The 24,821-nt window shown below is 50.9% G+C and carries 30 protein-coding genes; 11 read left to right on the top strand and 19 right to left on the bottom strand.

Annotated features, from left to right (window positions below):
• Positions 1–73: 73 nt before the first annotated feature.
• Positions 74–607: a molybdopterin adenylyltransferase gene (mog, locus tag QUD54_RS01340; RefSeq protein WP_286337165.1), complete on the bottom strand. Its 534-nt coding sequence runs from the start codon at positions 605–607 to the stop codon at positions 74–76.
• Between the two features lie 86 nt (positions 608–693).
• Here mog and QUD54_RS01335 point away from each other — a divergent pair, with 86 nt between their 5' ends.
• Positions 694–1,182: an FHA domain-containing protein gene (locus QUD54_RS01335; RefSeq protein ID WP_286337164.1), complete on the top strand. Its 489-nt coding sequence runs from the start codon at positions 694–696 to the stop codon at positions 1,180–1,182.
• 22 nt (positions 1,183–1,204) lie between these two features.
• On the opposite strand, the gene bioV is transcribed toward QUD54_RS01335, so the two are convergent.
• The 6 genes from bioV to QUD54_RS01305 all read right to left on the bottom strand — a co-directional run bounded on the left by bioV (position 1,205) and on the right by QUD54_RS01305 (position 8,786).
• Positions 1,205–1,723 (bottom strand): pimelyl-ACP methyl ester esterase BioV, encoded by a 519-nt coding sequence (gene bioV, locus QUD54_RS01330; RefSeq protein ID WP_286337163.1) that lies wholly within the window; start codon positions 1,721–1,723, stop codon positions 1,205–1,207.
• Positions 1,710–3,359 (bottom strand): ATP-dependent metallopeptidase FtsH/Yme1/Tma family protein, encoded by a 1,650-nt coding sequence (locus tag QUD54_RS01325; RefSeq protein WP_286337162.1) that lies wholly within the window; start codon positions 3,357–3,359, stop codon positions 1,710–1,712. Before QUD54_RS01325 ends, bioV begins: the two co-directional genes overlap by 14 nt.
• Complete coding sequence (mtaB, locus tag QUD54_RS01320) at positions 3,346–4,593, bottom strand: tRNA (N(6)-L-threonylcarbamoyladenosine(37)-C(2))-methylthiotransferase MtaB (protein WP_286337161.1); 1,248 nt, start codon at positions 4,591–4,593, stop codon at positions 3,346–3,348. Before mtaB ends, QUD54_RS01325 begins: the two co-directional genes overlap by 14 nt.
• Positions 4,590–6,230 (bottom strand): mechanosensitive ion channel domain-containing protein, encoded by a 1,641-nt coding sequence (locus QUD54_RS01315; RefSeq protein ID WP_286337160.1) that lies wholly within the window; start codon positions 6,228–6,230, stop codon positions 4,590–4,592. The genes mtaB and QUD54_RS01315 overlap by 4 nt, the downstream gene beginning before the upstream one ends.
• Complete coding sequence (gene aroB / locus QUD54_RS01310; protein ID WP_286337159.1) at positions 6,220–7,284, bottom strand: 3-dehydroquinate synthase; 1,065 nt, start codon at positions 7,282–7,284, stop codon at positions 6,220–6,222. The genes QUD54_RS01315 and aroB overlap by 11 nt, the downstream gene beginning before the upstream one ends.
• 86 nt (positions 7,285–7,370) lie before the next feature.
• Positions 7,371–8,786 (bottom strand): COG3400 family protein, encoded by a 1,416-nt coding sequence (locus QUD54_RS01305; RefSeq protein ID WP_286337158.1) that lies wholly within the window; start codon positions 8,784–8,786, stop codon positions 7,371–7,373.
• Between the two features lie 78 nt (positions 8,787–8,864).
• Here QUD54_RS01305 and tgt point away from each other — a divergent pair, with 78 nt between their 5' ends.
• Genes tgt through pdxA form a run of 4 tightly spaced genes read left to right on the top strand, consistent with a single transcriptional unit; the run spans position 8,865 to position 12,397 of the window.
• The gene (gene tgt / locus QUD54_RS01300; protein WP_286337157.1) at positions 8,865–9,983 is read left to right on the top strand and encodes a tRNA guanosine(34) transglycosylase Tgt; all 1,119 of its coding nucleotides are present in this window, start codon (positions 8,865–8,867) and stop codon (positions 9,981–9,983) included.
• A 43-nt stretch (positions 9,984–10,026) separates the two neighbouring features.
• Complete coding sequence (locus QUD54_RS01295; RefSeq protein WP_286337156.1) at positions 10,027–10,683, top strand: arylesterase; 657 nt, start codon at positions 10,027–10,029, stop codon at positions 10,681–10,683.
• Positions 10,683–11,462 (top strand): pyridoxine 5'-phosphate synthase, encoded by a 780-nt coding sequence (locus QUD54_RS01290; protein WP_286338053.1) that lies wholly within the window; start codon positions 10,683–10,685, stop codon positions 11,460–11,462. Before QUD54_RS01295 ends, QUD54_RS01290 begins: the two co-directional genes overlap by 1 nt.
• Positions 11,459–12,397, top strand: coding sequence for a 4-hydroxythreonine-4-phosphate dehydrogenase (gene pdxA / locus QUD54_RS01285; RefSeq protein WP_286337155.1), 939 nt, complete (start codon positions 11,459–11,461; stop codon positions 12,395–12,397). Before QUD54_RS01290 ends, pdxA begins: the two co-directional genes overlap by 4 nt.
• On the opposite strand, the gene QUD54_RS01280 is transcribed toward pdxA, so the two are convergent.
• Together QUD54_RS01280 and QUD54_RS01275 are read right to left on the bottom strand one after the other, a co-directional pair.
• Positions 12,385–12,837 (bottom strand): YbhB/YbcL family Raf kinase inhibitor-like protein, encoded by a 453-nt coding sequence (locus tag QUD54_RS01280; RefSeq protein ID WP_286337154.1) that lies wholly within the window; start codon positions 12,835–12,837, stop codon positions 12,385–12,387. The two genes, pdxA and QUD54_RS01280, sit on opposite strands and share 13 nt — an antisense overlap.
• Positions 12,838–12,859: 22 nt before the next feature.
• Complete coding sequence (locus QUD54_RS01275; RefSeq protein ID WP_286337153.1) at positions 12,860–13,180, bottom strand: conjugal transfer protein TraR; 321 nt, start codon at positions 13,178–13,180, stop codon at positions 12,860–12,862.
• Between the two features lie 172 nt (positions 13,181–13,352).
• On the opposite strand from QUD54_RS01275, the gene metK reads away from it, so the two are divergent.
• Positions 13,353–14,561 (top strand): methionine adenosyltransferase, encoded by a 1,209-nt coding sequence (gene metK / locus QUD54_RS01270; RefSeq protein ID WP_286337152.1) that lies wholly within the window; start codon positions 13,353–13,355, stop codon positions 14,559–14,561.
• Here metK and QUD54_RS01265 read toward each other — a convergent pair.
• From QUD54_RS01265 to QUD54_RS01250, 4 genes are all read right to left on the bottom strand, one after another.
• Positions 14,547–15,077 (bottom strand): methyltransferase family protein, encoded by a 531-nt coding sequence (locus QUD54_RS01265; RefSeq protein ID WP_286337151.1) that lies wholly within the window; start codon positions 15,075–15,077, stop codon positions 14,547–14,549. The genes metK and QUD54_RS01265 overlap by 15 nt on opposite strands.
• Positions 15,067–15,198: a hypothetical protein gene (locus QUD54_RS01260; protein WP_286337150.1), complete on the bottom strand. Its 132-nt coding sequence runs from the start codon at positions 15,196–15,198 to the stop codon at positions 15,067–15,069. The genes QUD54_RS01265 and QUD54_RS01260 overlap by 11 nt, the downstream gene beginning before the upstream one ends.
• A gap of 477 nt (positions 15,199–15,675) precedes the next feature.
• Positions 15,676–16,449, bottom strand: coding sequence for a sulfite exporter TauE/SafE family protein (locus tag QUD54_RS01255; protein WP_286337149.1), 774 nt, complete (start codon positions 16,447–16,449; stop codon positions 15,676–15,678).
• Between the two features lie 12 nt (positions 16,450–16,461).
• Positions 16,462–16,866: a NifB/NifX family molybdenum-iron cluster-binding protein gene (locus tag QUD54_RS01250; protein ID WP_286337148.1), complete on the bottom strand. Its 405-nt coding sequence runs from the start codon at positions 16,864–16,866 to the stop codon at positions 16,462–16,464.
• A 197-nt stretch (positions 16,867–17,063) separates the two neighbouring features.
• On the opposite strand from QUD54_RS01250, the gene QUD54_RS01245 reads away from it, so the two are divergent.
• The 5 genes from QUD54_RS01245 (at position 17,064) to QUD54_RS01225 (ending at position 19,616) form a co-directional block, all read left to right on the top strand.
• Positions 17,064–17,360, top strand: coding sequence for a DUF134 domain-containing protein (locus tag QUD54_RS01245; protein ID WP_286337147.1), 297 nt, complete (start codon positions 17,064–17,066; stop codon positions 17,358–17,360).
• Complete coding sequence (locus QUD54_RS01240) at positions 17,357–17,647, top strand: hypothetical protein (protein WP_286337146.1); 291 nt, start codon at positions 17,357–17,359, stop codon at positions 17,645–17,647. The genes QUD54_RS01245 and QUD54_RS01240 overlap by 4 nt, the downstream gene beginning before the upstream one ends.
• An 87-nt stretch (positions 17,648–17,734) precedes the next feature.
• Positions 17,735–18,448 (top strand): c-type cytochrome, encoded by a 714-nt coding sequence (locus QUD54_RS01235; protein WP_286337145.1) that lies wholly within the window; start codon positions 17,735–17,737, stop codon positions 18,446–18,448.
• Positions 18,445–18,867: a c-type cytochrome gene (locus QUD54_RS01230; protein ID WP_286337144.1), complete on the top strand. Its 423-nt coding sequence runs from the start codon at positions 18,445–18,447 to the stop codon at positions 18,865–18,867. The genes QUD54_RS01235 and QUD54_RS01230 overlap by 4 nt, the downstream gene beginning before the upstream one ends.
• A 14-nt stretch (positions 18,868–18,881) precedes the next feature.
• Positions 18,882–19,616, top strand: coding sequence for a sulfite exporter TauE/SafE family protein (locus tag QUD54_RS01225; protein WP_286337143.1), 735 nt, complete (start codon positions 18,882–18,884; stop codon positions 19,614–19,616).
• Here the strand turns inward: QUD54_RS01225 and QUD54_RS01220 are convergent.
• Genes QUD54_RS01220 through QUD54_RS01195 form a run of 6 tightly spaced genes read right to left on the bottom strand, consistent with a single transcriptional unit; the run spans position 19,600 to position 24,821 of the window.
• Positions 19,600–19,950, bottom strand: a complete 351-nt coding sequence (locus QUD54_RS01220; RefSeq protein ID WP_286337142.1) for a hypothetical protein — start codon at positions 19,948–19,950, stop codon at positions 19,600–19,602. The two genes, QUD54_RS01225 and QUD54_RS01220, sit on opposite strands and share 17 nt — an antisense overlap.
• Positions 19,938–21,101 (bottom strand): sensor histidine kinase, encoded by a 1,164-nt coding sequence (locus tag QUD54_RS01215; protein WP_286337141.1) that lies wholly within the window; start codon positions 21,099–21,101, stop codon positions 19,938–19,940. Before QUD54_RS01215 ends, QUD54_RS01220 begins: the two co-directional genes overlap by 13 nt.
• A gap of 8 nt (positions 21,102–21,109) precedes the next feature.
• Entirely contained in the window at positions 21,110–21,796 is a 687-nt protein-coding gene (locus QUD54_RS01210; RefSeq protein ID WP_286337140.1) for a response regulator transcription factor, read from the bottom strand.
• Complete coding sequence (locus QUD54_RS01205) at positions 21,793–22,506, bottom strand: ABC transporter ATP-binding protein (RefSeq protein WP_286337139.1); 714 nt, start codon at positions 22,504–22,506, stop codon at positions 21,793–21,795. The genes QUD54_RS01210 and QUD54_RS01205 overlap by 4 nt, the downstream gene beginning before the upstream one ends.
• Before the next feature lie 48 nt (positions 22,507–22,554).
• The gene (locus QUD54_RS01200) at positions 22,555–23,706 is read right to left on the bottom strand and encodes an ABC transporter permease (RefSeq protein ID WP_286337138.1); all 1,152 of its coding nucleotides are present in this window, start codon (positions 23,704–23,706) and stop codon (positions 22,555–22,557) included.
• On the bottom strand, positions 23,703–24,821 hold the full coding sequence (locus QUD54_RS01195) for an efflux RND transporter periplasmic adaptor subunit (protein WP_286337137.1): 1,119 nt from the start codon (positions 24,819–24,821) through the stop codon (positions 23,703–23,705). Before QUD54_RS01195 ends, QUD54_RS01200 begins: the two co-directional genes overlap by 4 nt.

The raw sequence follows: 24,821 nt of genomic DNA, 5'->3' as shown, positions 1-24,821 counted from the left end.
CGCGCCGGTTTGCAGGCGAGAAGGTGGGAGAGAGTGCAACGTACGATCTTTCTCATCTTCTAACCTTCTCTGCTCATTTTCCTTTCGGTCTAAATGCTTTGATGACACTCTCGTCCGTCACCATATAATGCCCACCGATCAGGTCGATGCAATAGGGCACGGCAGGGAAGACGGCGTCGAGGCACTCGCGGATCGATTTCGGTTTTCCCGGCAGGTTGATGATGAGGCTTTTGTGGCAGATGCCAGCCGTTTGCCGGCTCAGTATCGCCGTCGGGACATACTGCAGGCTCACTTGACGCATCAGTTCGCCGAATCCCGGCATCATCTTCTGACAGACCGCTTCGGTCGCTTCGGGCGTCACGTCGCGCGGGGCGGGCCCGGTCCCTCCGGTCGTGACGATCAGGTCGCATGCTTCGTCGTAAGCCAGCTCTTTGAGTGCTTTTTCGATTTCGCTCCGCTCATCGGGGATACATCGGTAGACAAACTCCAGTTCATTCTGGAGGTACTCCTTCAATGTATCCATGATTGCGACACCCGAAATATCTTCATAGATTCCTGCGCTTGCACGGTCGCTCGCCGTGACGACACCCACTTTGATCCTATCCATATTCGGTCCTTCGTTTTTAAGCGTATTTTACCCTAATTTCATTGTAGCCTATTTCTAAGAAACAACTTGGTAAAATTGATTAAAAATTGGAGTTTATCATGACCGTCTCTATCGAGAAAGATGAAATTAGAAAGGCGTTTCTTCCCAAAGCGGTGCTGGTGGCACAGACCAATGAGGCATCGGCTGCGATACCGGTCAAAAGCAGGCATGACGAAATGATCCCCATATGGAAATTCCCATTTCGTATCGGGCGCGAATCCCGTGTCGAGATCGACGAGGATGGGCATATTCTCGTCAAGGAGCGATATAAGCACGGCGTAATCGGCGAAAGGAGCAACGACATCTATCTGATTGACTTCGGTGAGAGACTTCAAATTTCCAGAGAGCATCTTCGAATCGATGAAGAGGATGGCCGATATTACCTGATAGACCGGGGGAGCAAATGCGGATCGGCCGTCAATGACGAGCGCATCGGAAACGATTCCCAAAAGGAGCGTGCGGAACTCGAAGATGGGGATACGATTATCCTTGGAACATCCGCATCACCTTACCGTTATACCTTCGTGGTACTCTAAAACGGGAATTGGAAACAACGGCCTATCGCAGAAGATGGCCGAAAGGTTTGAAGAGATAGCTGGTCGAAAAATTTTTGAAAAAGTCGTGTGCTGCGGCTGCATCGATGATGCGGTCTCGACCGCCGAGATAGGTCTCGATATCGATTTTTTTATCTACAACGATTTGAAGTTTCTCTTCAGGCCACGGATACGTTAAAAGCTCTTCCAGCTCTTCGATCTTCGATGGGCCTTTGTATGGTTCGAGTCCGAGAGGGGATGGGTCGGAGGCATTTTTCAAAAAGGTTTCAACGTATCTGTCGGGCTCTTTTTTGTAGTGGATCAGCTGGGTTTTGACGAATGCCCTGCTCTTGTTTTTGAACCAGGCGGGAGAGAGAAGTATCAGTTTGTCGATGCGCCGGCCTGTCTGAAGTGTATATTCGAGCGCTTTGATGGCACCGTAACTGAAACCGGCGATCACGTAGGGGTTGTCATGATATCTGTCCAAATACTCGACAAAGAGCTCCTGCTCGTTTCGAAGGGAAAATCCGCTAAAAAAGATCATGCAGAATCTCTTTTACATCCTCTTTCGTGACCATTTCCCGTCTCAGTATTTCGTCGGCCAGCCGTAAGATCCCTTCCTCCATTCTCGCCACAAAACCGTCGACATCCAGCCTCGCATCTTCGAGGATTTTTTCGATATCGGTGATGTCGGCATTGAACCGCTCTCCCATCCCATACAGTTCCACCATGTCCTGTGCGAGGAGCCGTGCCTCTTTGAGGTCGTTGGCAGCGTTGGTGAAATGCTCATGGAAATGCAGGTGCATCATCGTGTCGCCGGAAAGGTAGACTTTGATGCGGTTGAGAATTTCGGTTTTCGAGACGATCTCCTTTTCGGAGTTTTGAAAATGGTCGCTCAACAGTCCGATCTTGTCGAAATCGACGTCGAGCCAGTAAGCCGTGACGGCTTTGGCAGCCTGGTACGCCGCCTGAATCTTCTTCTCCTCGTCACTGTAGGTGAGAATCTTTCGTTTCCCGAGGAGCACTTTGTCTTTGACGGCGAGAAAGTCTTCCGTTTCGATGATCTTCTTTCCGTTTTTGAGTGCATGGATCGCCGCCTCGTTGACGAGCGAAGAGAGTGCCGCACCGCTGAAACCGACCGTCATCTGGGCGATTTCGTCGAGATCGAGGTAGTGGGGCTTGTTGGCGAGATAGATCTTCAGAATCGATTTGCGTTCCTCTTTGTTCGGCAGTGAAACGAAGACACGCCGGTCGAAGCGCCCCGGACGCAGCAGTGCGTCGTCGAGCATCTCGATCTTGTTGGTCGCGGCAATGACGATGATACCACTGCTATCCTCGAAGCCGTCCATCTCCGTCAGCAGCTGGTTGAGCGTGGCTTCGCGTTCGTCGTTGCGCATGCCGCCGCGGGCTTTTCCCACGGCGTCGATCTCGTCGATGAAGACAATGGCGGGGGCCATCGCTTTTGCCCGTTTGAAGAGCTCCCGCACCCGCTTGGCACCCATTCCGACATAGATCTGGACAAACGAGGCTCCGCTTTGATAGAAAAAAGGGACACCCGCTTCGCCGGCGACCGCTTTGGCGATGAGTGTCTTTCCGACACCGGGAGGCCCTACCAGGAGAACGCCACGCGGCATTCGAATGCCGAAGTTCCTATATTTTTGCGGATGTTTCAGAAAGTCGATGATCTCCTCGAGCTCCTCCTTGACATCGTCGATACCGGCAACGTCATCGAAGGTGATATTCGAGATGATCGGCTGGATGTCGGCGGGTTTTTGCAGCTCGTTGGCGAACTGGATCTGTTCGCTGAGCTGCTGCTCTTTGAGCTCCCGGTTCTTTCTGGCCCATCTGAGCAGATAGAGGACCAGGAGTACCAGTACGCCGATCGTAACGAGGTCGACGATGTAGGGGTTGGGTTCTTTGATCGTTACGGCTGTCGTGTTGTAGAGCTCTTTGAGATTCACAGCATCTTTTGGGACTTTATAAAGCGTGCCTCCGCTTTTGAAATAGAGGTAAGGGCCATCGATGACGGCATCGGTGACGAGGCTGTTTCTGATGAGATTCTCGGCTGTCTGTGCATCGATCGTTTTGGACCGGTCGCGCAGATAGGCGACGGCGAGGATCACGACGACGAGGAGTGCCGAAACGATGAGGATGATGCGGTTTTTTTTAGAAACTTCCACGGTTCATCTCCTCTGCCGCTTCGAATTTCTCGAGGTACAACCATTCGCCTTTGAGATCGCGGCCGCTTTCTATGGAAATTTTGTTGAAATATTGGTCGAGGCCAAAATATCGGCCATCTTTTTTACTTTCGATGAGGATTTCGAGCGGCTCGTTCAGCGAACGTCTGAACGCGAAATTCTTCGCTTTGACGATCTGTGTGAGTTCCCTGTGGCGGATTTTGGCGATATTGCCGGGGACCTGTGGCTTCATGACGGCACTCGGTGTTCCGTCGCGTTTCGAATAGCTGAAAGCGTGTATATGCGTCAGAGGAAGCATTTTGACACGTTCAATCGCCTCCTGCCATTGGTCCTCTCCTTCACCGGGATGTCCTACGATAAAATCGGTTCCCAGCGCATAGCCGTGGGATGCAAGCTCTTCGAAGAGTTTCAGGTCGCTCATAAAATCGTTTCTTCGGTTCATCAGCTTCAGCATTTCGTCGGAAGTGTGCTGCAACGCGATATGCAGGTGCTTCGCCATCCACGGTTCGTCGAGCAGTTCTTTGAACTCATCGGTAATCTGTATCGGCTCGAGCGAACCGATTCGGATCCGCCTGACACCGCGAATCTGGCTCATGCGCTTCAAAAGCTTCGCGATGGAACTGCCCCGCTCTTTGCCATAGCTTCCGACATTGGTTCCTGTTAGGATAAATTCGCCGAAGCCATTGGCCGCAAGGCGCCTGATCTGTTCGAGTATCAGTGTTTCGTCGAGGCTTCTCGCATCGCCGCGAACGTAGGGAATGATGCAGTAGCTGCAGCGAAAGTCGCATCCTTCCTGAATCTTTATGAAGGCACGGGACTTTCCGACGAACTGCTCGACCACGGTCGTGTCGACATGCTCGAGATCGCCGATTTCGTAGAAGCGGTCACTCTTTTCCAGAAATTTCGTGATTTTTTCTTTTTCGCTGTGGCCGAAGACACCGTGGACCTTCCCGCTTTCGAAGAGCGACTCCCCTTTCGTATGGGCCCCGCAACCCGTCAGAAGCACTTTCGCTTCGCCGTTGATACGGCCAACCTGGTTGATGTAGCCGCGTACACCGCTGTCGGCACCGTTGGTGACGGTGCAGGAGTTGACGACGATGACATCGGCCTCCTCTTCGTTCCTGGCGAGTTCGTATTCGCCAAGACGCGACATCATCACCTGGGTATCGAACTGGTTGGTCCGGCATCCGAACGTTTTGAAATAGACTTTTTTCATATGGTGATGGAACCTTCGGAGAGATCCGGCAATGTCGGTTTTCCTTTTGCCTGATCGATATAGATATGTTGTGACGGATAAGCTATGATGATATCCTCCTCTTCTTTGATGAGGTCGAGTATCTCGGTCGAAATGGTACTTCGCAGCGTGAGCGTCGCGTAGGCGTTCGTGAGATACCAGACACTTATCCTTATACCATTTTCTTCGATAAAAGAGTAGACCCTCGGTTCGACATTGGTATTTTTCAGACTGTAGCGCGATCGCAGTTTGTTGAGCTGTTTTCTGGTGATGTCGGTATACCCTTTGGCATACTTCTTCGCTGTCTCTTTCGCGATATGCTGCGCTTTTTTGTGGTTGGAGTTGAAGGTGATCGTGAAATCGATGCCGTCCCATACCGTCTTGAGGGTCGCATGGGAGTAGTTGGCGATCATGTCGGTAAAAATGTAGTTGTTCGGCACGAAGATGATGCGCCCTGCCCTTCGGTTGTGCAGATAGGTGGTCAGCGTGATATCTTCGAGGATGGTGATTCGAAGAAGCGATATGTCGAGCACGTCACCGACATATTTCATCCCGTCTTTGTCGACACGGATTCTGTCTCCGACATGAATGGATCCGCCAAGTACGATGACCAGCCAGCCGAGCATACTCATGAACCAGTCTTTCATCGCGATCGCGATACCCGCCGAGGCGAAACCGAGTACCGTGACGAGGTAGGAGACATTTTCGATATAGGCGAAGAGCAGGATCATGATGACGATGAAGACGAACGAGAAGTTGATGATCTTGTTCGCCATGTAGAAGCGTTCGTTGTCGGTGATGGTTCTCTTTACCAGCCATTTGAAGAGGATGACGAAAAGGAGGATGACGAAGATCGATATCCCGATACTTCCGGCTTTTTTCGCCTGCTCTTTGATCTGATCGGTCAATCGGAGTTTGATTTCGTCGACCTTTTTCTTGTAGACGATGAGTGCCGTTTGATGCAGATCGAGGGCTTCGCGTGCATCTTCGAGCTCCCTCGTCGTCTGATCGAGTTGTCGGTAAAGGGTTTTGTCGTTGGGCTCGAGTTCGCTCAACTCCCTGAGAATCGCGATTTTGCGTTCGAGCATATCGGTAAACGCTTTGAGCATGTCGATTTCGTGTTCGAAACGCATCAGATGCTCGTTGAGTTGTTTGATATATGAAAAAGCGTTGATGATGGCGATTGGATTCGTGACGGTAGGGATCTTTTTGATCTCTTTTGGCTTGATCAATGTCTTGAACGGATTGTGTTCGTAATCTTTCAGAAGGTCGAGTTGCTCCTGGAGCTGTGCCTTTTTCGATTCGAGTTCCATGATTTTCGTTCTGTAGCGTCTGGTTCCTTTTTTTCTGTAACGCTCTATCTTCTTCTCGATTTCATTAATCTTCGCCGCAATCCCGGTAAAGGTGAGATGGTTGGCATAGATCTTTTGCCAGACACTCTCTTCATTCAGCTCTTTGTCGATTGCTTCAAGCTGGAAGGTAAGGCGTGCGATCCGGGCGCGATGGTCGGCCATCGTCTTGTTGGCGTCGGTGCTGGAAGGGAGGCTGACGTTCTCTTCTGCGCTCTGCGAAAACGCAAGCGAGACAAGAAGGATGAGCAGAAAAATTTTAGCTTTCAACAGCCGTTTCCTTTTTGAAAGCTTCCAGAACTTTTATGATTCTCGTTTTTTCGGGATTGACGAGCATTTTCCATACTCCGATCGCTTTGGGTACGATAAAGGTGATCTTGTTGTCGTGACTCTTTTTGTCGAGGAAAAATTGATCGTAGAAGGATTCGGGATCTTCTATGGCATATTCGGTGGGAAGACCGTATTTCTCCAGAAGCGATTTGACGCGTTCGGCCTCCTCCATACTGAAGAGTCCATATTCGATGGCCAGTGCGTTGGCCATGACCATGCCCGCTGCGACCGCTTCACCGTGCAGGTAGGTACCGTAACCGCTGAAGTTCTCGATAACGTGGGCAAAAGTGTGACCGTAGTTGAGAACGGCACGGATACCTTTCTCTTTTTCATCTTCGTTGACAACCCGCGCTTTGAGTTCCACGGAGCGTCGGATCGCCTCTTTCAGGTTCTCTTCTTCGTGCAGGTCGTGGCTCTCGAGCCATTGAAAAAAGTCGGCGTCGAACATAACGGCCATTTTGACGATTTCGGCCACGCCTGCTGCAAATTCCCGTTCGGGAAGCGTCTTCAGCCAGAAGGTATCGATATAGACGGCACGCGGTTGATGAAATGCGCCGACGAGGTTTTTTCCGAAGCGGTTGTTGATACCGGTTTTTCCTCCGACGCTGGCATCGACTTGCGAAAGTAGCGTGGTTGGGACCTGGATGAAGTCGATTCCACGCTGAAAGATGCTGGCCGCAAAACCGGTCATGTCTCCAATGACGCCGCCGCCGAATGCGATCAGCGTCGATTTTCGGTCGAGCCTGTGGTCGAAGAGTCTGTCGAGAATGAATTCGATCATCTCCATCGTTTTGTAGTTTTCGCCGTCGGGAATCGTGACGATATAGAGTTCTTTGGCATCGACCGCGGCCAAAAGCCTATGGAGGTGAAGGCCGGCGACTTTTGGATTGGTGACGATGGCGGCTTTCCCGTCGATCGTGATCTTCGGAAGCGTATCGATCGTGATTTCGTAATCACGGCTTGGCGGTGTCGGAAGGGTAATGGATACTTTCATACGCAATGCAACCTGCTCTTGTTGAATTTCTTTAATTTTACTTAAAATTTACTTAAAAAGTGCTTTGAAGAATCCCTTCTCCGTCTCTATTCGATATCGACCGGAACGAAAAGCTGGGGGTTTCGGGAGAGTTTGAAGTAGAGTTTCTCCACATCGGCACTGAAGTAGGCAAAAAAACGGTTCTGCAGAATTTTGCCAGTAAAAGGGAGGACCTGCAAGAAGGCTTCATCATGTACGAGTTCTCGGATGGGATTGCGTTTTTCCTGACGTACGTTCATATTCTTCGAGAAGATATTTGAGAGGTTCTCGTAGTGGTTGAGGATGAAACTCTTTTTTTCGAAGTCACCGTCCGGTTCGTAATCGAGAAGCTCTATGTTGAGGTTCAGCTGGGATGCCACGTCGAAAACGGTTGCGGATATGACTTCCATACTCTTCTCTTCCGAGAGGATGACGACCAGCTTTTTCAGATGCATCAGTGGGGAATCGCTGATTTGCAAAACGGGTTTTCTCAAACTATAGAATATCTTTTTATAATCTTTGTCGTCGAATATATCCCGTCCGCATACGACAAGACCGATATTGTAGGTTTCCACATCTTCTTTGATGAGTGTGGAGGGGTCGATCCCCCTGTAGTCGACGATACACTCCACATTGTGACTATCGAGAGCCTTGATCGTCTCGAGCAGCCGGATATCGGTAGGGCCGCTGACACGAATGATGAGTTTGCGCCCTTTGATACGTTTATGCAGATAGGTCGCCTGTTCGATGCAATTGCGGATGCAGCGAGGACTCTCCTTCTCCATATCGATATAGAGATAGATGTTTTCGCCGAACGGCGCGGGAAACTGGCCAAGCTCCTGTTTGATCGCTTTGAAGACCGATTCCAAAACGGAGGGTTTGCCGATTAGGAGCAGGACATCGTTGGGTTTGATCATCAGCGACGGTTTGGGCAGGATAAGCTGATTGCCGCGGTAGAGCCCGACGATTCGCCACTGATTTTGAATGATCGTTCCGATATGCCGGTAGACGTAGGCACTGCCGAACGGAACCAGCACCTCCATGATCTCACCCTGCCCCAGGCCCACGTTCTGAGCGATTACCGGAACATTGGGAAGAAAGTCGTAAAGGCGGTTGGCGAGCAGTTCGTTGGCGTTGATGTTGATGAGGTTGTCATCTTTGAATTCGATATCCCATCGGTTGAAAAAGGTGATCCTTGCAAAGGGGCGGTCGCGCCGGATGTTTTGGTAGGCGCCTTCCGCATCGATACGGTTTTTCATTATCACGAAGATATCGTCGTAGTCCCGTTTGAGGAGTTTCGAAAGTTTGATGTAACTGGTTGGGTCGAATTGGTAGGCGATGAAGTTGGACGGCTGTTTTTCCGTGAGAATCGACCGGTCGATCGTGACGATCGTATATTCGTTGGTACTGATAAAAGTTTCGCTGATACGCTGTAGGAAATGTTTTGCTACAATTCCATCAGCAAGGATCAATATTTTTTTCATGAGCCGACTACTACCTTTGAGAAACTGACGTGAGGTCAGCGATAAAGTAGGCAATTATAGCGAAATAGGATAATCAATATGAAATTCAATGTCGATGCCGTCGACGGTGCGGCACGTGCCTGTACCATCCAAACGGCTCACAGTACCATTCAGACTCCTATCTTCATGCCGGTCGGTACGAGTGCCGTCGTCAAAGCGCTCGATACGGAAGATATGTGTCATATTCTCGATACCCAGATCATACTGGCCAACACTTACCATCTCTATCTTCGTCCGGGAGACGAGACAGTGGCGAAACTCGGCAAACTGCATGGTTTCACGAAATATGACCGAAGCTTTTTGACCGACAGCGGCGGTTTTCAGGCTTTCAGCCTCAGCGACATCAGCAAAGCCGACGACGAGGGGATTCTCTTTCGCAGCCACATCGACGGAAGCAAGCACTATTTCACTCCTTCCAAAGTCCTCGACATCCAGTACAATCTCGGCAGCGATATCATGATGATCCTCGACGATCTGGTGGCACTGCCGGCGACCAAAGAGCGCCTGGCGCTTTCGATCGACCGGACGACGCGTTGGGCGCACGAGTCGATCACCTACCATCGCTTCAAACAGTCACGGGGGATCGGAACCGATCAGAACATCTTCGCCATCATTCAGGGTGGAACCGACCCGGAATTTCGGAAAATCTCCGCAGAAGCGCTCTGCGCGATGGATTTCGACGGTTTCGCCATTGGCGGGCTCAGCGTCGGTGAAGCGAATCAGGCGATGTACGACACGGTCGAGTTCACGACACCTTTCATGCCGAAAGATAAACCACGCTATCTCATGGGGGTCGGAACACCTGAAGATCTGGTAGAGAATATCGAACGGGGTATCGATATGTTCGACTGTGTCATGCCGACGCGCAATGCCAGAAACGGTACGCTCTTTACATCTTTTGGCAAAATAAACATCAAATCGGCACGTTTCAAGCTCGACGATACGCCGGTCGATCCCGAATGCAGCTGCTATACATGCAAGCGTTACAGCCGTGCCTACCTGAACCATCTGTACCGTGCCAGGGAGCTCACCTATTTCAGGCTCGCCTCACTGCATAATCTTCACTACTATCTCCAGTTGGTGAAAGCGGCGAGAAGGGCTATCCTCAAAGGAGAGTTCGCTGATTTCAAACGAGATTTCTATGCCAAAAGAGGATGATTTACGATAAACTTACACTATCTCATCTCCAAGGCCTTCATCGATGCACATAAGCAAGCTCGAATTTTTCGCTGTCGTCATCGCGATCTTTTTGGGTTTGCATTTTTACAATCAGCAGATGGTGGAGAGTGAACAGTTGGAGGAGATGATGGAGATACCTCTTTATTTCGATGAAGAAAATCCTCCTGTCATCGTGGCGTTTGGGAACAGTTTGACCTACGGATCCGGGGCTTCGAGAGAGAAGAGCTATCCGGCATGGTTGTCCAAAATGCTGGGTGTGGAAGTGATCAATGCCGGTGTCCCGGGAGAGACGACGTCCGAAGGTTTGAAACGTCTTCCCTCCGTTTTGAAGCGTTATCGTCCCACAATCGTCATTTTGTCGGAAGGCGCCAACGATATGCTTCGTGGGAAACGGTATTCGACGATCAGGGAAAATCTCAGAAAAATGATCGAATCGATCAAGCGCAGCGGTGCGAAAGTGCTGCTGATAGGCATGCCCGACATCAATGCGCTGTTGATGGACGATGCCGGTTTCTACGAAGAGGTAGCACAGCAGACGGGCGTGACATATGTCGAAGACCTTTTTGCCGACGTTTTGGCGGAAGATACGCTTAAAAGCGATTATCTCCATCCCAACGGCGAAGGCTATAAAGCGGTGGCTAAAAAATTGAATCAAGCGATCAGGGAGTTACTGGAATGATAAAACTCGGTGTCAATATCGACCATATAGCTGTATTGAGGGAAGCAAGGAAAATCAATGACCCGGATCCGGTGGAAGCACTCGGAATCGTCAAGCGTGCAGGGGGTGAGCAGATTACGATCCACCTGCGGGAAGATCGTCGGCATATCCACGACGAAGATGCGGAACGTATCGTTCAGATGAGCGCTCTTCCCGTCAATCTCGAGTGTTCGACCGATGAAGAGATTATCGATATCATCTGCCGATTGAAGCCTCATCGGGCGACGCTCGTTCCGGAGAGACGTGAAGAGGTAACGACGGAAGGCGGACTTGATATTATGTCATATGAAGATCGTGTTTCGGCAGCCATCGAGAAACTCCATGCCCATGAAATAGAAGTTTCACTCTTTATCGATCCCGATCTTGAGACGATCACGCGTGCCGACGCGTTGGGTGCGGAGTGGATCGAACTGCATACGGGAACCTATGCCAACATCTATGCAATGCTACACTCCAACCTCCTCCATACACACCACAGCATCGAGGATCTCGAACTTCCGCGACATACACTGCAGACCAAACTCGCGGAGAGTCTCGAAGGACTCAAAGGAGCGGCGGACCATGCCCGCTCCCTGGGACTCAAAGTGGCTGCGGGCCACGGCCTCAACTACCAAAACGTCAAAGAGATTGTCGAAATCGATGCGATCGAAGAGCTCAACATTGGACAGAGCATTATTGCGCGAAGCCTCTTTTCGGGACTCGAAGCGGCGGTTCGAGAGATGAAAGCACTGCTTGGATGAACGAGAAACCACGTATCGCCGTCAGCGTTGGCGACCCCAACGGTATCGGGCTCGAAATCGCCCTGCGTGCGCATGAAACGATCCGGCATCTATGCCGGCCCCTCTATTTTGTCGGATACGATCTTCTGAAAGAGGCGGCCGAAAAGCTGGAGCTGCAGATTCCTGAACCGTTCGATCATACCTCCCCCTCCCCCTCGTGTTCCATTCGACCGGGCATGACGACAGCCGAAGCGGGTGCCTACAGCTTCTCTTCATTCAAAAAAGCGGTCGAGGCGGTTGAAAATGGCGCATGCGATGCCGTTGTGACGCTTCCTATCAACAAAGAGGCGTGGATGAAAGCCGGCATCGACTACAAAGGCCATACCGATGCGCTGCGCGACTTTTTCAAAAAAGAGGCGATCATGATGCTCGGCTGCGAAAAGCTCTACGTTGCCCTCTTTACCGAGCATATCCCTCTAAAAGAGGTGCCAAAAAGCATCGAAAAAGAGAAACTCGTAAGGTTTCTGCTCGATTTTCAACGGGAAACAGGCGCCGAAAAAATAGGGGTACTCGGCCTCAATCCCCACGCCGGAGACAACGGTGTTTTGGGAAATGAAGAAGAGATCATAACCGAAGCGGTCGGCGAGGCGAATTCTCGATTCCCGCTCTTCCACGGCCCCCTCGTCCCGGATATCGCCTTCAGTCCGAAGATGCGCGAATCGTTCACTTACTATGTGGCGATGTATCACGATCAGGGGCTGGCACCCCTCAAAGCGCTCTACTTCGACGAGAGTATCAATGTCAGTTTGAACCTTCCGATCGTGAGAACATCCGTCGACCATGGCACGGCATTCGATATCGCCTATCTTCAGGGCCGTTCTGTGAACCTGCAGAGCTATATCGAAGCGGTCAAAGCCGCGATCGCCATGAAGCGGCGCCGCGATCAGCGTTCGTAGATCCCCATCAATTCGGCTCCGGCGAGGACATGTCCGTTCATCCGTGCCAAAAGATCGTGCTTGCTCAACCCTGCATCGGCTTTCAAAAGCGTGTCGAGCGCGTAGAGTTTGAACATGTAACGGTGGGCTCCGTCTGGCGGGCAAGGACCGCCGTAGCCGATGTTGCCGAAGCTGTTGATACCCTGACGGATCCCCTCGGCCAGATTGGGCTCGTTCGGTACACCTTCGGGCAATCCCGGTAGGGATGCCGGCATATCGTAGATGACCCAGTGGACGAAGATGCCCATGGGAGCATCGGGATCGTCCATGATGAGCGCCAGGCTTCGTGCCTCGGCTGGAACATCCTCGAATGTCAGAGGAACGGAGATATCGGCTCCGTCACATGTGTATTTGGCGGGAATGAACCCGCCGTGTTCGAATACTGGACTCGTGATTTTCATGATGAACCCTCTTTTTCGGTGATTATGCTGTCCTCGCTGCGGGGTTTGCCAGCAAGCGGTTCAGCGGGATCTGTTTACCTGTTTTTTCATCGATTCCGTATTTTCCGGCTTCGATCTTTTTCAACGCGTCGTTGACATCTTTGAGTTCCTGCATCAAAATCTTCAAAATCTCTTTGTCGCGATCGTTTTCGATCTTCAGTTCCGCCATATCTTCGATATCGTCGATTTCGTCTTCCGCCGAAATCGTCGCGAGCTCGTCGCTCAACTCGCCGATATTTTTCAAAATACGCTCTTTTTCTTCCACCAGTCTCTTTTTAAAAAACTCCAAATTCAGATAAGTCATACATTTCACTCCTCTTTTTTGATAATCGATCAGACACATATACGGCGCTATCCTCCGCAACCCCACGTCGTAGGATTGCGAGGCCGTATAGTGACGATATCAGTTAAAAATTATACCACTTTTAGCTTGATTGGAGTACGCTTTGAAAAAGAAAATTTCGAAGGAGCGCCACATGTATCTTTACACTTCCGAATCGGTTTCTGCCGGACATCCGGACAAATGTGCCGATATCATCGCGGATACGATCGTCGACCGGCTGCTCAAGCTCGATCGTGAAGCACGGGTTGCGACGGAGGTCTTTATCAGCGGAAAGCACATCATCATCGGAGGAGAGGTGAAGACGAACGCCCCCGTCAGTGAAGATTTCTACCGTCTCTGCGCGCTTGATGCCCTGAGCGAAATCGGATATCCCGAGAGCGGCTTCGACGAGTCGCAGACACTCTACCCGGAGACGGCGGAGATTCAGGTGCTCGTTTCGCGCCAGTCGCCCGATATCAGTATCGGCGTCGACAAAGCGAGTGGAGAGATCGGTGCGGGAGATCAGGGGATGATGATCGGTTTCGCGACGGACGAGACGGAGAGCTTTCTTCCGGCCGCCCTCTATTACAGCCGAAGGTTGCGCGATGCTCTTTACGATTATGTACGGAATCATCCCGACGATTTCGGTGTCGATATCAAGACGCAGGTGACGATCGATTATGAAACGAAAGAGAATTTCGACGCCAACAGGCCTGTCAAAATCGCCAAGATCGTCGCAGCGGTCCCCCATGCCGCACATCTGGATATCGAGACGGTGCGTCGGCGTGTGCGCTCCGTGATCGTGAAAACGTTGAAAGAGGATCCGCTCTTCGATGAAGAGGCGTGCGAATTTTTCATCAACGGCACGGGCCGCTACGTCAACCACAGCCCTCTGGCCGACAGCGGAACCACCGGACGCAAAACGATGGCCGACACCTACGGTGGATACGCCCCGATCGGCGGAGGCTCACAGAGCTCCAAAGACTATACCAAGGTGGACCGCTCGGGCCTCTACGCCGCACGCTGGATCGCCAAACATATCGTCGCGGCGGGGCTGGCGAGAAAGGCGATTGTCGAGATCGCCTATGTCATTGGCCATGCCAAACCGCTCAGCGTGACGGTCGATACGCTCGGTACCGGCCGAGAGGAATTGAAAGATGAAGTTCTTTCGGAGAAAATCGCCGAAAAGTTTCCTCTTACGCCGCAGTGGATTACCGAGACATTCGGCCTCGACACACCTTCACCCTCGACATTTCTCTATGCGGATATCGCGGCGAAAGGACAGGTGGGATATGACGACTATCCGTGGGAGCGCCTCGAAATGCTGGAGTGGTTCAAAGCCCTTCTCTCAACGGCTGAATAGCATTTTTAGACACTTGGGCTTGAAGCAGACGGCAGGCACCTTCTTGGCGTAGGCTTCGTAGTCGCTGCCGAATTTCATGCGGCACTCTCTCTCTTCGAAGGTCATCACCATGATGACGATGAAGAGCATCTCAAGCGGTGCGATGAACATTATGTACGACGGCGAGCCGATGAGAAACGCCAGGGCCAGCGGCACGAGGGTGAGGCCGAAAAGCATCGGGTGGCGCATGTGGGCGTAGATGCCGCTTGTCACGAGCCTGTCGGTTTCGAGGCGCGGCACGTCGTTGCCCGACTTGCCATGTCTGGCCAGCTCCTTCCCGCCGGCGGCTGCGGCGCGAAACGCGAAACGCATCAAAACGAGACCGACGATCAGGGTGAGCAGGTGAAAAAGAGGATTGAAAAAGAGCTCCCTGAAGTGATGAAGATCGAGCCAGATACCGCCTGCACTCCCGCCTATGAGCATAATGGCCCAGAGCAGGATGCGGACGACGACCGAGGGTGTGGTTTTAAGCGCCATATCGCTTTTCGAGCGCTTCGAGGCGCTCCATTTTTGTGGAATGGTCTATGTTGCGCATGACGAATTTCCATGAAACATAGATGACTACGGGCCAGACGGCATACCAGATAATCGCTTCCATAATTCTCTCCTTAGTAGTGATGCGGGTCGCTTTCGACCTTTTCGATCGTCAGTGAGCTTTGAAGATCACTGAGAGACGGATAGTAGGCGGTATGATTATACCCAATGAATGCCTTTTGTGAAATGGCCGAGGGTAGCGAGAGTTGTCAGGAACTGTGTAGATACTTTTGCCTTTCGGGATAAATCTCTTCGATGGAATATAGAAAATAATATCAATCATATATAGAAATTTAAAAAATTTATTCCATATTCTACGGTTTCTTTATATTGTAATAAACCAACGATAATGAAGAGGAAGAATATTGATATGATTTCCATTGATCGCATACGATTAGGATGGGGAGAACCCCAGACGAGAAGATTTCCTACATCGCCAGTTACGAGGGCGTGAAAGTCCTTGATATTTCCGACTCGGAGAAAAAGTGGCATGCGGATGGGGGCTTCCTTGTCCCTGCCGTGAATGCTGGTGGAAGATACGTTAAAATTTCATCAGATTTTTTTCTTTTCTACGCTCTTTGAGCTCTTCTCCCAGTTCCTGTTTCATATGCATCATTTTTGTCTTGATCGTTTCGGGATGTGCGATGAGTATATAGCCCTTGTATCCCGTAAAGATTCCATAGAGAATCACAAGGATGCCGGCGGCTTTGACCGCCAATTCCCGAAAGCGCATTTTCTGCATCAGACCGGAAAAGAATCCCAGGGTAAAAAGTACGGGAACCGTGGCCAGACCGAAGACCAGCATGACGATCGCGCCCCAAATCGGCGAGGCTGTTGCCGCGGCGAAGGCGGCGAAAAAATAGACGAATCCGCAGGGGATGAACCCGTTGAGCATCCCGAGAAAAAAGAAACTGGGCAGTGATCTGGAGTGGATCAGCATTTTGAAGATCGTTCTGAAAATATTGCTGTTGGCCCCGGAGCTTTCGATGTAGGTGATAAATTTGAGTCTGCCCATCAAAGAGAGTCCCATCAAAACCATCAGAATTCCGATAAAAAGGAAAAGTACCCCTTTACTCGCCATCGAGAAAGAGAAGACTTTCCCAAGCAGTCCGAAAATCGCTCCGATGATCATGTAGGAGGCGACCCGTCCGATATTGTAGAGAAGATGGGCGATACTCTGATGCGTTTTGCTCCACTCCCGATCGATTTTGGCAGCGCTGTAGGCCATGATAAAACCACCGCACATGCCGATACAGTGTCCGATACTTCCCAAAAAAGCGACCAGAAAGATGGTCCCTAAGTCGATTCCATTCATGATGCGTTACTTTCAAATATTTTTATCTAGGAAATTTTTCACCAACTCATCGGCCCTTTCCCCATCTTTTTTGCGGGTTTTGACCACTTTGATGCCGCTTAGTTCGAGTGCTTCTTTCATGTTGGGACCGACGGCACGCACTAACATGACGTCGATATCCTGCAGATTGTGCAAATCTTTTCGATGATGTTCCACCTCTTCTTTCGAGTAGGGCTCCATCGTCCGTTCCCTCTTTTTTTTACCGTGGCCGCCGTGATGGGCGCGACTGCCCTCCTCTTCATGTGTGCCAGATGCGGCATGGAGGTTGACACGTAAACCCTCGAACGATCTATCGTTGAAGATAGCGAAAAAGGGTGCGCGTCCGACACGTGTATAGACCTGTAAACCTTCGTCATGGACCGGTACGGCGATTTTCATGGCAACTCCTGTTTCTTTTAATTTATTTAATCGATGGCGTAGAAACTCTTCTATAAAACGTCTATTTAGGCCTTCGAAGCCTATGGCATAGGCGAATATTAGCGCACTATCCAAAGCGATGTCAAGGGTTGACAATTGAACATATGTGCAATATAATTCAAAATGAATATGCGCATATTCTCATAAAGGAGTCAACGATGATGAAAAAACGGGGACGAAGGAGCGGACCGAGACGCGTCGATTTCGAGCCGGAGACCATCTGCTACAAACCCTGTGGCAAACGTGGTTACTCTCTCGAACGTGTGGTACTCGGACACGATGAAATGGAAGCGCTGCGCCTGGGGGATTATGAAGGCCTCTATCAAGAAGATGCGGCGCAGAAAATGGGCATCTCCCGCTCGACCTTTTCCCGTATCATCACGGAGGCCCGAAAAAAAGTTGCCGATGCACTTTTGCACGGCAAAATCATTATGATCAAGGAGATAGAACAATGAGAGGATTTAGACAAAGACGCGGTTTCGGATGCGAAGGAGGATTTGGCAGAGGCGCAGGAAGCGGCAGAGGACGATTCGCCCGACTGGACAGCAGAGGTACGGGACGCGGTTTCGGTGCAGGAGTGAGAGGAGAAACAGCAGCGCTCGAATACGAACATTTGGAAAACAGAGAACGAGCCGTACAACCTGGACAGGGTTTCGGTTCCGGGCGAAACGTCGGTGGACGCGGCATGGGACGCGGTTACGGATATGGCCGGCGTGCCGGATTTTGCCATCTTAAAGCGTAATCCGTAATCGATTGCCTCCTTCAATCCCCGGAGGAGGTGGTATAATCACGTTTAACTGACGTTAGAATATTGATGAAAAGAGATCCGATGCACTACAAAACTATTCTGCTCATTTGTGCGGCACTGCTCTTCGTCGGGTGCAGCGATTCCAAACCGAAACATCACTACGACGGTCAGGCACTGCTAGAACAGAAGTGTGCGAGCTGTCACAATCTCGACATGCCGCCACAAACATTTCCGGATGAAAAAGCGCCTCCGATGATGGCGGTGACGTTTCATGTTCGTGACTTCATGAAAGTCGAAAATCCTTCCGAAAAGCGGCAGAGATTTATCGATTTCGTTGTCGATTATGCGCTCGATCCATCGGCCGACAAGTCATTCTGCGACAAGAAGAGCCTGGAAGATTACGGCCTGATGCCGTCACAAAAAGGGAAAGTGACGCCGGAGGAGCTCGAAGCGATCGCAGCCTATATGTACGATCACTACGATCCAGAAAAATTCATGAAATTGATGCAGGAACAGGCCCGGCTCGCCGCCCTTCCCCCTTACAAACGGGTGATGGAGCAGAAAAACTGCCTGAGTTGCCACAGCATCGACAAAGAGAAACTCGCCCCCTCTTTCAAACACATTGCCGAACGGTACGGCAGCGACCGAAGCGGCGAAATCATGGAGAGTATCAAAAACGGCAGCCGGGGCAAATGGAAAAACTTCAAGCTCTCGATGCCGCCTTTCAAAGATTTGGGTGATGAAGAGATCAAAGCCGTCACCGAATGGATCTTGACACTGGGAGAAAAAGAATGAAACGACTTCTAAAGATGACTTTTCTGGGGGTTGTCACACTTGCGTCGGTTTCGAATGGAGCCCAAAAGAGCGCGTTGGACGCCAAAACGCTTTTTGAGCGGAAATGTGCAATGTGCCACATCACGAGGCGTCCGACCCCGGAGATGAAAAAGAGCCTTGTCGCTCCACCGATTATGGGGGTGATGCACCATATCAAAGATCACGGTCTGGATGAAAATGAAGCTGTAAAATTCATCACCGACTACGTCCTTCACCCCTCCAAAGAAAAAGCGCTTTGCGAAGCGCAGGGGATCGAACGGTTCGGTCTGATGCCTTCGCAACAGGGGAACGTGACGGAAAAAGAGCTTGAAGCGATTGCCCGTTATATCTACAGAAACTTTCCGCCTAAAGGGTTCAGGCACCGCGGCATGCAGAGGTAGATGGGAAAACGGTTTTGGACTATGCACTCTACTTTTTCATAACGGCATTTCTTTCGACACTCTTCGCGATGGGCGGTGCGGGTTCCGGCATTGCGCTGATTCCTGTACTGCATATGCTCGGTATCCCTTTCAACCTTGCCAAAGCGGTGGGCCTTTTCGTCGGTTTTACCACGACTTTCACTTCAACGGTCATGAACTTCAGGCGCAAAGTTCTCGATATCCGCTTTGCACTTCCACTGGCTGCCACGCTACTTGTTTTCGCACCCATCGGCGCACAGTTGTCACGCTTCACGAACGAAACAGTGGTCAAATGGCTCTTCGTGATGTTTCTGCTTTTCAGCGCAACCATGATGATGTTTTTCAAAAAAGAGGCAAAAGCACATGTCCAGAGTCCTTGGATTATGGCATTTCTCGGAATGGTTGTCGGATTGATCGCAGGTCTTTTGGGCGTCGGCGGAGGAAACATGCTGTTGCCGGTACTGATCCTGTTGGGGTTCGAGCCCAAAAAGGTGGCGGTGACCGTCAGTTTCGTCGTTCCCTTCTCCGCCTTCACATCGTTTCTGAGTTATGCCAGTTTCGTTCAGATGGATTGGGCACTGCTTGGGATTTGCGCACTGGGTGCCGTGACAGGCGGATACATCGGCAACTACATGATGTACTTCAAACTTTCGCAGCAGCAGATCAAAAGAGTGATCGCCGTCATTCTCTACATTCTGGCGGCCAGAATGGCCTTCAATCTGCTGACTTAGGAACGACGATCTTTGGGATGATATCTTCCTGTCGAACGAGCATGCCGACAGCCTCTTTGGCCTCGGTGGGATCGTAGGAGGGATGTTTTTGGGGATTGAAACGGTTTTTCATCCCCTCCGGCATCGAGCTTTTCTTCTTCGAGGGTGCCGTTAAAAAGTCGACCATCCGCTTTTCGATGTGTGCTTTGGAGCTGTAGAGCATCAGGTATCGGCGGTAAACGAGTGAAAAAGGTGGTGCAGTCGTTTCGTGGCAGCCGGCGCACGTTTTCATGGCATCGCCTTCGGCTGCGATACATTGAAACCCCAACAGAAAAATCAGAACTACTTTTCCCATGAAACCCTCACTTTCGTACCCACCCCTTTTTTACTTTCGATGTCGAGTCGCAACCCGTAGAAATCGACGATCTCTTTGACGATATTGAGTCCCAGACCGAACCCTCCCTCACTCCGATCGGCTCTGAAAAAACGGTCGGTTACCCGTGATTTGACCTTCTCGTCCATTCCGATACCGCTATCTTCGATCGACAGCTCTTTTATGTCGAGTTTTACACGAATACTACCGCCCGGCTGTGTATATTTGACGGCATTGGAGAGAAGGTTGTCGATGAGTTTTGCGGCATCCTCCCTATCCATTTGCCGAACGAGATGATCCACAAGCTCGCTTTCGAGTTGCAGCCCTCTTCGTTCCATCATCGGTGCGAAGTAGGCAAGACGCTCTTTTAAAAGAGCGGAGAAGTCGATCGGTTCGATACGCCGGTGGCGTTGGTGGTTGAGTTGCAGATAGGCCAGATCGTCGTAGATTCGACTCAGACGTCCCGAAGCGATCTCGATCCGCCGAAGTTCTTCACTTTTCTGCAGCTGGGGATGGAGACTTTTGAAGAGTTCGATATTGGTCAAAATGGTGCTGATGGGGGTGTTGAGTTCGTGGGTGGTATCTTTGATGAAACGATCGAGCAGCTGCATGGACTGATGGACAGGTGCCAGAAAGAGGCGTCCCAGCCACCTGGCGATGAGTGCTACAAAAAGCGTAGCGAGAACGAAAGCGATCGCCATTTTGGTCTGTAGTGCATGAATCGGTGCTTCATCGATCGGCGCCGCCGATACGACTGTCGCCGTACCGAGATAGTAAGGATGCATCTCGAAACGGTGGTAGAGCTTGTCACCCGTCTGCCAAAAATCGTTATGCCATTCGATTTTTTCCGGTTTGAAATCTCCGATCAGATAGTTGCGATCGACGTCGTAGAGTGCGGTATGGATCCCCTCGATGACAGGATAGAGCAGTTTCGTTTCCGTGGAAGTGTGCAGATCATGCAGTTTTGATCGGATGAGCGCAGTTTTGATTTTAAGGGTTTCATTTTGATGGTCGATGATACGGTGAAAAGAGTACCGATAAAAGATGACCGATCCGACGGCGATGAGAAGCAGCGTGGAGACGATATAAATGACGAGAAACCGGGAAAGACTCTTTTTTTCACTTTCAAACATTGGGTATCTCAAAGAAACTCCCCCATATTTCGGTCATTGAATCGATAACCCACCTCTTTGACAGTCTCGATACGATCTTTTCCAAGATGTTTACGCAAGACTTTGACGAAAGTACGCAAACTTCCTTCGTTGGGTGTTTCACCGTAATCCCAAAGGTGATCGAAAATCTCCTCTTTCGTCACTGTTTTGTTAGGGTTTTGGAGAAAAAGAGCCAGAAGTTTGGCCTCTTTCGGTTTAAGAGCCACCTTCTCTCCATCGACTGTAAGTCTGAAATTCAAAGCGTCGAATATACGGTTTTCATCGATCTTGATCAAATTGTCGCTGCTTTTGTAGCGGCGTTTGATCACCGCTTCGATACGTGCGAGCAGCTCTTTCAGCGCGAACGGTTTTCGGATATAGTCGTCGCATCCGGCATCGAAACCGCGTGTGGCGTCATCGACACCATGAAGCGATGTGATGATAATGGCAGGTGTATCGTTCCCGCTACGGCGCAGTTCGCTCAGGAGGCCGATACCGCTTTGAAACGGTACTTTCACATCCATTAGCCAGAGATCGAAGTGTGTTTCGAAGATTTTTACTTTCGCATCTTCTGCATCGAAACTTTGCACGATTTCGAAATCGTTATGGCGAAGAAATTGTGCGACCGTGTCGTTCAATTCGATATCGTCTTCAAGCAGGAATATTTTCGGTTTCATATAATCTTCTTGGCATCCTGGGTTGTCGTGACCACTTTCCGGTTCTCTATCGAAAGTATTTTATCGCAATAAGGAAGCAGCCGTTCGTCGTGGGTGACCATGATGATGGCGACATTCCGCTCGAGGGCGATTTCGCGCAGCATCTTGACGACACTGACGGCGCGCTGCATATCCAGAGCCGCCGTCGGTTCGTCGGCGAGGATGATCTCCGGTTCGTTCGAAAGTGCCCGGGCGATCGCCACCCGCTGATTCTGGCCGCCGGAGAGCTGCGACGGCATGGCGTCACGTTTGTCCGCCACATCGAAATAATCCAGCAGTTCCATCGCCTTCTTCTCCGCCTTTTCGGCGGGCCAGCCGTTGGTAAGCGGAATCAGCTTGACATTCTCGATGACATTCAAAAAAGGGATAAGGTAGTGGGCCTGAAAGATAAAGCCGATCTTTTCACGACGGATGCGCCTGGTATCGGGAATACTCCAGTGGTTCTCGTCCCAGACCAGTTCATCACCCAGCCAGATCTTTCCCGATGTTGGTTTCGTGACGCAGCCGAGCATCATCAGCAGTGTCGTTTTGCCTGCACCACTGGGAGCGACCAGTGCAGCGAATTCCCCTTTCTTCACTTCGAGCGACGCATTTTCAAGCACCCTGACTTCGCTGTCGCCCGATCCGAAATTTTTGGTCAGGTTTTCGACTTTGATACCTACGTCACTCATCTGAACATCCAATAATTTTTAACTTTTAATTTTTCACTATTCACTCGACTACCCTCCTATCGCCGCGCGTGGATCGGCTTTGATCGCTTTGTAGACCCCAAAGAGGCTCGCCAGAATCGAAGCGACGATAATGATGCCGAAGAGTGCCCACGCATCCGGAATCTGCAGCACGACCCGCTTTGGGAATTTGTCCCAGATGGCATGCGCGAAGAGGTTGCCGAAGATAAAGGCGAGCACACCCAGCGTTAGAGTCTCTTGCATAATCATCTTCGTAATCATGAAATTGGGCAGTCCGACCAGTTTCATAATGGAGATTTCCTTGATCTTCTCCAGCGTCATCGTATAGATGATCAGGGCGATGATGATGCTCGAGACGCCGACGAGAATGACGGTAAACATGCCGATCTGTTTGCTTGCTGTCTCGATGACGTTTTTGGTCAGAATATTGCGCTGCTGCTCGGCCGTATAGACGCTCAGATGTTTCCATCGGCGGATCGTTTTTGCCACATCGTCAGGATCGCTTCCGCCTTTTAGCGTCGCGACGACGGCATTGACGAGGTGGTTGTCGGCATCGACCTTCATACCCCTCGCCCGGTCGTTTCGGATGCGTGCGTTGGAGTAGAGAAACTGCAGCTCCTGCGCATCCTTCAGACTGACGTAGATGACGGGGTCGCCGCCGGAAGAGACGGCTCCTTCGGTGATGCCGACCACCGTGTAGATGTTCCGACCCAGTTTGATCTTGTCATTCAATGAAAAGCCGAGCTTTTTGGAGACGACGATTTCGTAGTGGCTCTTCTCGAGCGCCCTGCCGTCGACGAGCCGTTTGGGGTTGATAGCAGAAATATCGCCGTGCGGATCGTAACCGACGCTGTAGACCCGTCTCATCACACCTTCGGGGGTTTTGACTTGAAGATTCAAAAAGGCGAGTGCCGCACTTTTGTCGATGTCGGGATTTACGCGCAGCGTGTTTTTAAGATCTTCATGGATACGGGAGCTCTCTGCAAAGGGTCCAAGCGTATCTTCCTGTACGATCCACAAATCGGCACCGATATCATCCAGCATCACCTGGGCATCGGTTACCATACCACGGTAGACCCCCATCATAATAAGCACGATGCCAAGCAGCATTCCGACACCCATCGCCGTGACGATGAATTTGACAAACGAATGGGTGATATCTTTATAGGCAAGATTGATCATATGTGTATGTCTACCCCGTCAAAAAGCGGTTTTTTATGACTGTCCGGAACGAGGATCTTCTCATTTGTAGTGAGCCCATCGACGGCCGCTTCTTTGTCGTTTTTACCGAGGATTTCAACCTTTTTGAAGTGAGCTTCACCGTCATTGTAGACCCAGACACCGCCACGTTGGATGAGATGCAGAGGAACGAGTACCACATTATGCAGACGGCCGGTTTCGATAGAGACCTCCGCCTGTTCGTTGATATGGAACGGGAACGGCACTTTGTCGAACGCCACGTCGACGATGCGCTCTTCGGTGACAGGGTCGCTTTTGGCCTCGATGCGTTCCACGCGTCCTGCCAGTGGGGTACCATCCTGAGACCGCAGTACGATATCGGCCCTTTGTCCCTTTTTGATCACGCCGCTGATACGTTCGTCGACATTGGCTTTTACCCAGAGATTTTTGGTGTCGACGATCGTCACGACCGGTTGTTGCGCGGCGATAGTCTGAGCCGCTTCAGCATCTTTGCTGATGATGTAACCGTCGACCGGCGAAACGATTGCAAGGCGGTCGATCTTCTGTTTCAGTGCATCGATACTCTTTTGTGCACGCTCACACTCCGCTTTGCTCGATGCGATACGGGCTTTGGAAGCTTCTATCTGGGCTTCGACCGATATCAGGTCTGTGCGTGCTTTGTCGTACTCCGCCTGCGCCGCATATCCTTTTCGGTAAAGCGTGTCGTAGCGTTTGAATGTCAATGCCGCAAGCTCATGCTGCGCGTAGAGCCCTTCAAGTTCCTTTTGAGCCGCCAGGGTTTCGTAGCGTGCTTTTTTGAGCAGTGCTTCCGCCTGTGCCAGCTGGTCGGGTAGATCGACCGGATCAAGCGTGGCGATGATTTCCCCTTTTTCAACCCACTCACCCTGGTCTTTGAATACTTTCAGCAGCTTACCGCCGCTGTTGGAACCGACAGGGTAGATGTTTTTTGCGCTGACGGTACCGATGCCGAAGACCGTCAGTTTCAGATCGCCCTTTTTCGCCGTTACATAGGCATAGGTCGCTTTCGGGAGATAAACTTTGTTGTAAAAAATCACGGCACCGCCGATAAGAACTGCAAAGATAACGGCCCATTTCAT

The sequence above is a fragment of the Hydrogenimonas cancrithermarum genome (assembly GCF_030296055.1).
Taxonomy (GTDB): Bacteria; Campylobacterota; Campylobacteria; order Campylobacterales; family Hydrogenimonadaceae; genus Hydrogenimonas; species Hydrogenimonas cancrithermarum.
This window is presented reverse-complemented; position numbering and strand designations above follow the sequence as displayed.

Bases quoted from the DNA above. Each gene is read 5' to 3' on its own strand.
- mog (WP_286337165.1), bottom strand. From the start codon at position 607: ATGGATAGGATCAAAGTGGGTGTCGTCACGGCGAGCGACCGTGCAAGC.
- bioV (WP_286337163.1), bottom strand. From the start codon at position 1,723: ATGATCTTTTTTAGCGGATTTTCCCTTCGAAACGAGCAGGAGCTCTTT.
- mtaB (WP_286337161.1), bottom strand. From the start codon at position 4,593: ATGAAAAAAGTCTATTTCAAAACGTTCGGATGCCGGACCAACCAGTTC.
- aroB (WP_286337159.1), bottom strand. From the start codon at position 7,284: ATGAAAGTATCCATTACCCTTCCGACACCGCCAAGCCGTGATTACGAA.
- QUD54_RS01305 (WP_286337158.1), bottom strand. From the start codon at position 8,786: ATGAAAAAAATATTGATCCTTGCTGATGGAATTGTAGCAAAACATTTC.
- tgt (WP_286337157.1), top strand. From the start codon at position 8,865: ATGAAATTCAATGTCGATGCCGTCGACGGTGCGGCACGTGCCTGTACC.
- QUD54_RS01295 (WP_286337156.1), top strand. From the start codon at position 10,027: ATGCACATAAGCAAGCTCGAATTTTTCGCTGTCGTCATCGCGATCTTT.
- pdxA (WP_286337155.1), top strand. From the start codon at position 11,459: ATGAACGAGAAACCACGTATCGCCGTCAGCGTTGGCGACCCCAACGGT.
- QUD54_RS01280 (WP_286337154.1), bottom strand. From the start codon at position 12,837: ATGAAAATCACGAGTCCAGTATTCGAACACGGCGGGTTCATTCCCGCC.
- QUD54_RS01275 (WP_286337153.1), bottom strand. From the start codon at position 13,180: ATGACTTATCTGAATTTGGAGTTTTTTAAAAAGAGACTGGTGGAAGAA.
- metK (WP_286337152.1), top strand. From the start codon at position 13,353: ATGTATCTTTACACTTCCGAATCGGTTTCTGCCGGACATCCGGACAAA.
- QUD54_RS01265 (WP_286337151.1), bottom strand. From the start codon at position 15,077: ATGGCGCTTAAAACCACACCCTCGGTCGTCGTCCGCATCCTGCTCTGG.
- QUD54_RS01260 (WP_286337150.1), bottom strand. From the start codon at position 15,198: ATGGAAGCGATTATCTGGTATGCCGTCTGGCCCGTAGTCATCTATGTT.
- QUD54_RS01255 (WP_286337149.1), bottom strand. From the start codon at position 16,449: ATGAATGGAATCGACTTAGGGACCATCTTTCTGGTCGCTTTTTTGGGA.
- QUD54_RS01250 (WP_286337148.1), bottom strand. From the start codon at position 16,866: ATGAAAATCGCCGTACCGGTCCATGACGAAGGTTTACAGGTCTATACA.
- QUD54_RS01245 (WP_286337147.1), top strand. From the start codon at position 17,064: ATGATGAAAAAACGGGGACGAAGGAGCGGACCGAGACGCGTCGATTTC.
- QUD54_RS01240 (WP_286337146.1), top strand. From the start codon at position 17,357: ATGAGAGGATTTAGACAAAGACGCGGTTTCGGATGCGAAGGAGGATTT.
- QUD54_RS01235 (WP_286337145.1), top strand. From the start codon at position 17,735: ATGCACTACAAAACTATTCTGCTCATTTGTGCGGCACTGCTCTTCGTC.
- QUD54_RS01230 (WP_286337144.1), top strand. From the start codon at position 18,445: ATGAAACGACTTCTAAAGATGACTTTTCTGGGGGTTGTCACACTTGCG.
- QUD54_RS01220 (WP_286337142.1), bottom strand. From the start codon at position 19,950: ATGGGAAAAGTAGTTCTGATTTTTCTGTTGGGGTTTCAATGTATCGCA.
- QUD54_RS01215 (WP_286337141.1), bottom strand. From the start codon at position 21,101: ATGTTTGAAAGTGAAAAAAAGAGTCTTTCCCGGTTTCTCGTCATTTAT.
- QUD54_RS01210 (WP_286337140.1), bottom strand. From the start codon at position 21,796: ATGAAACCGAAAATATTCCTGCTTGAAGACGATATCGAATTGAACGAC.
- QUD54_RS01205 (WP_286337139.1), bottom strand. From the start codon at position 22,506: ATGAGTGACGTAGGTATCAAAGTCGAAAACCTGACCAAAAATTTCGGA.
- QUD54_RS01200 (WP_286337138.1), bottom strand. From the start codon at position 23,706: ATGATCAATCTTGCCTATAAAGATATCACCCATTCGTTTGTCAAATTC.
- QUD54_RS01195 (WP_286337137.1), bottom strand. From the start codon at position 24,821: ATGAAATGGGCCGTTATCTTTGCAGTTCTTATCGGCGGTGCCGTGATT.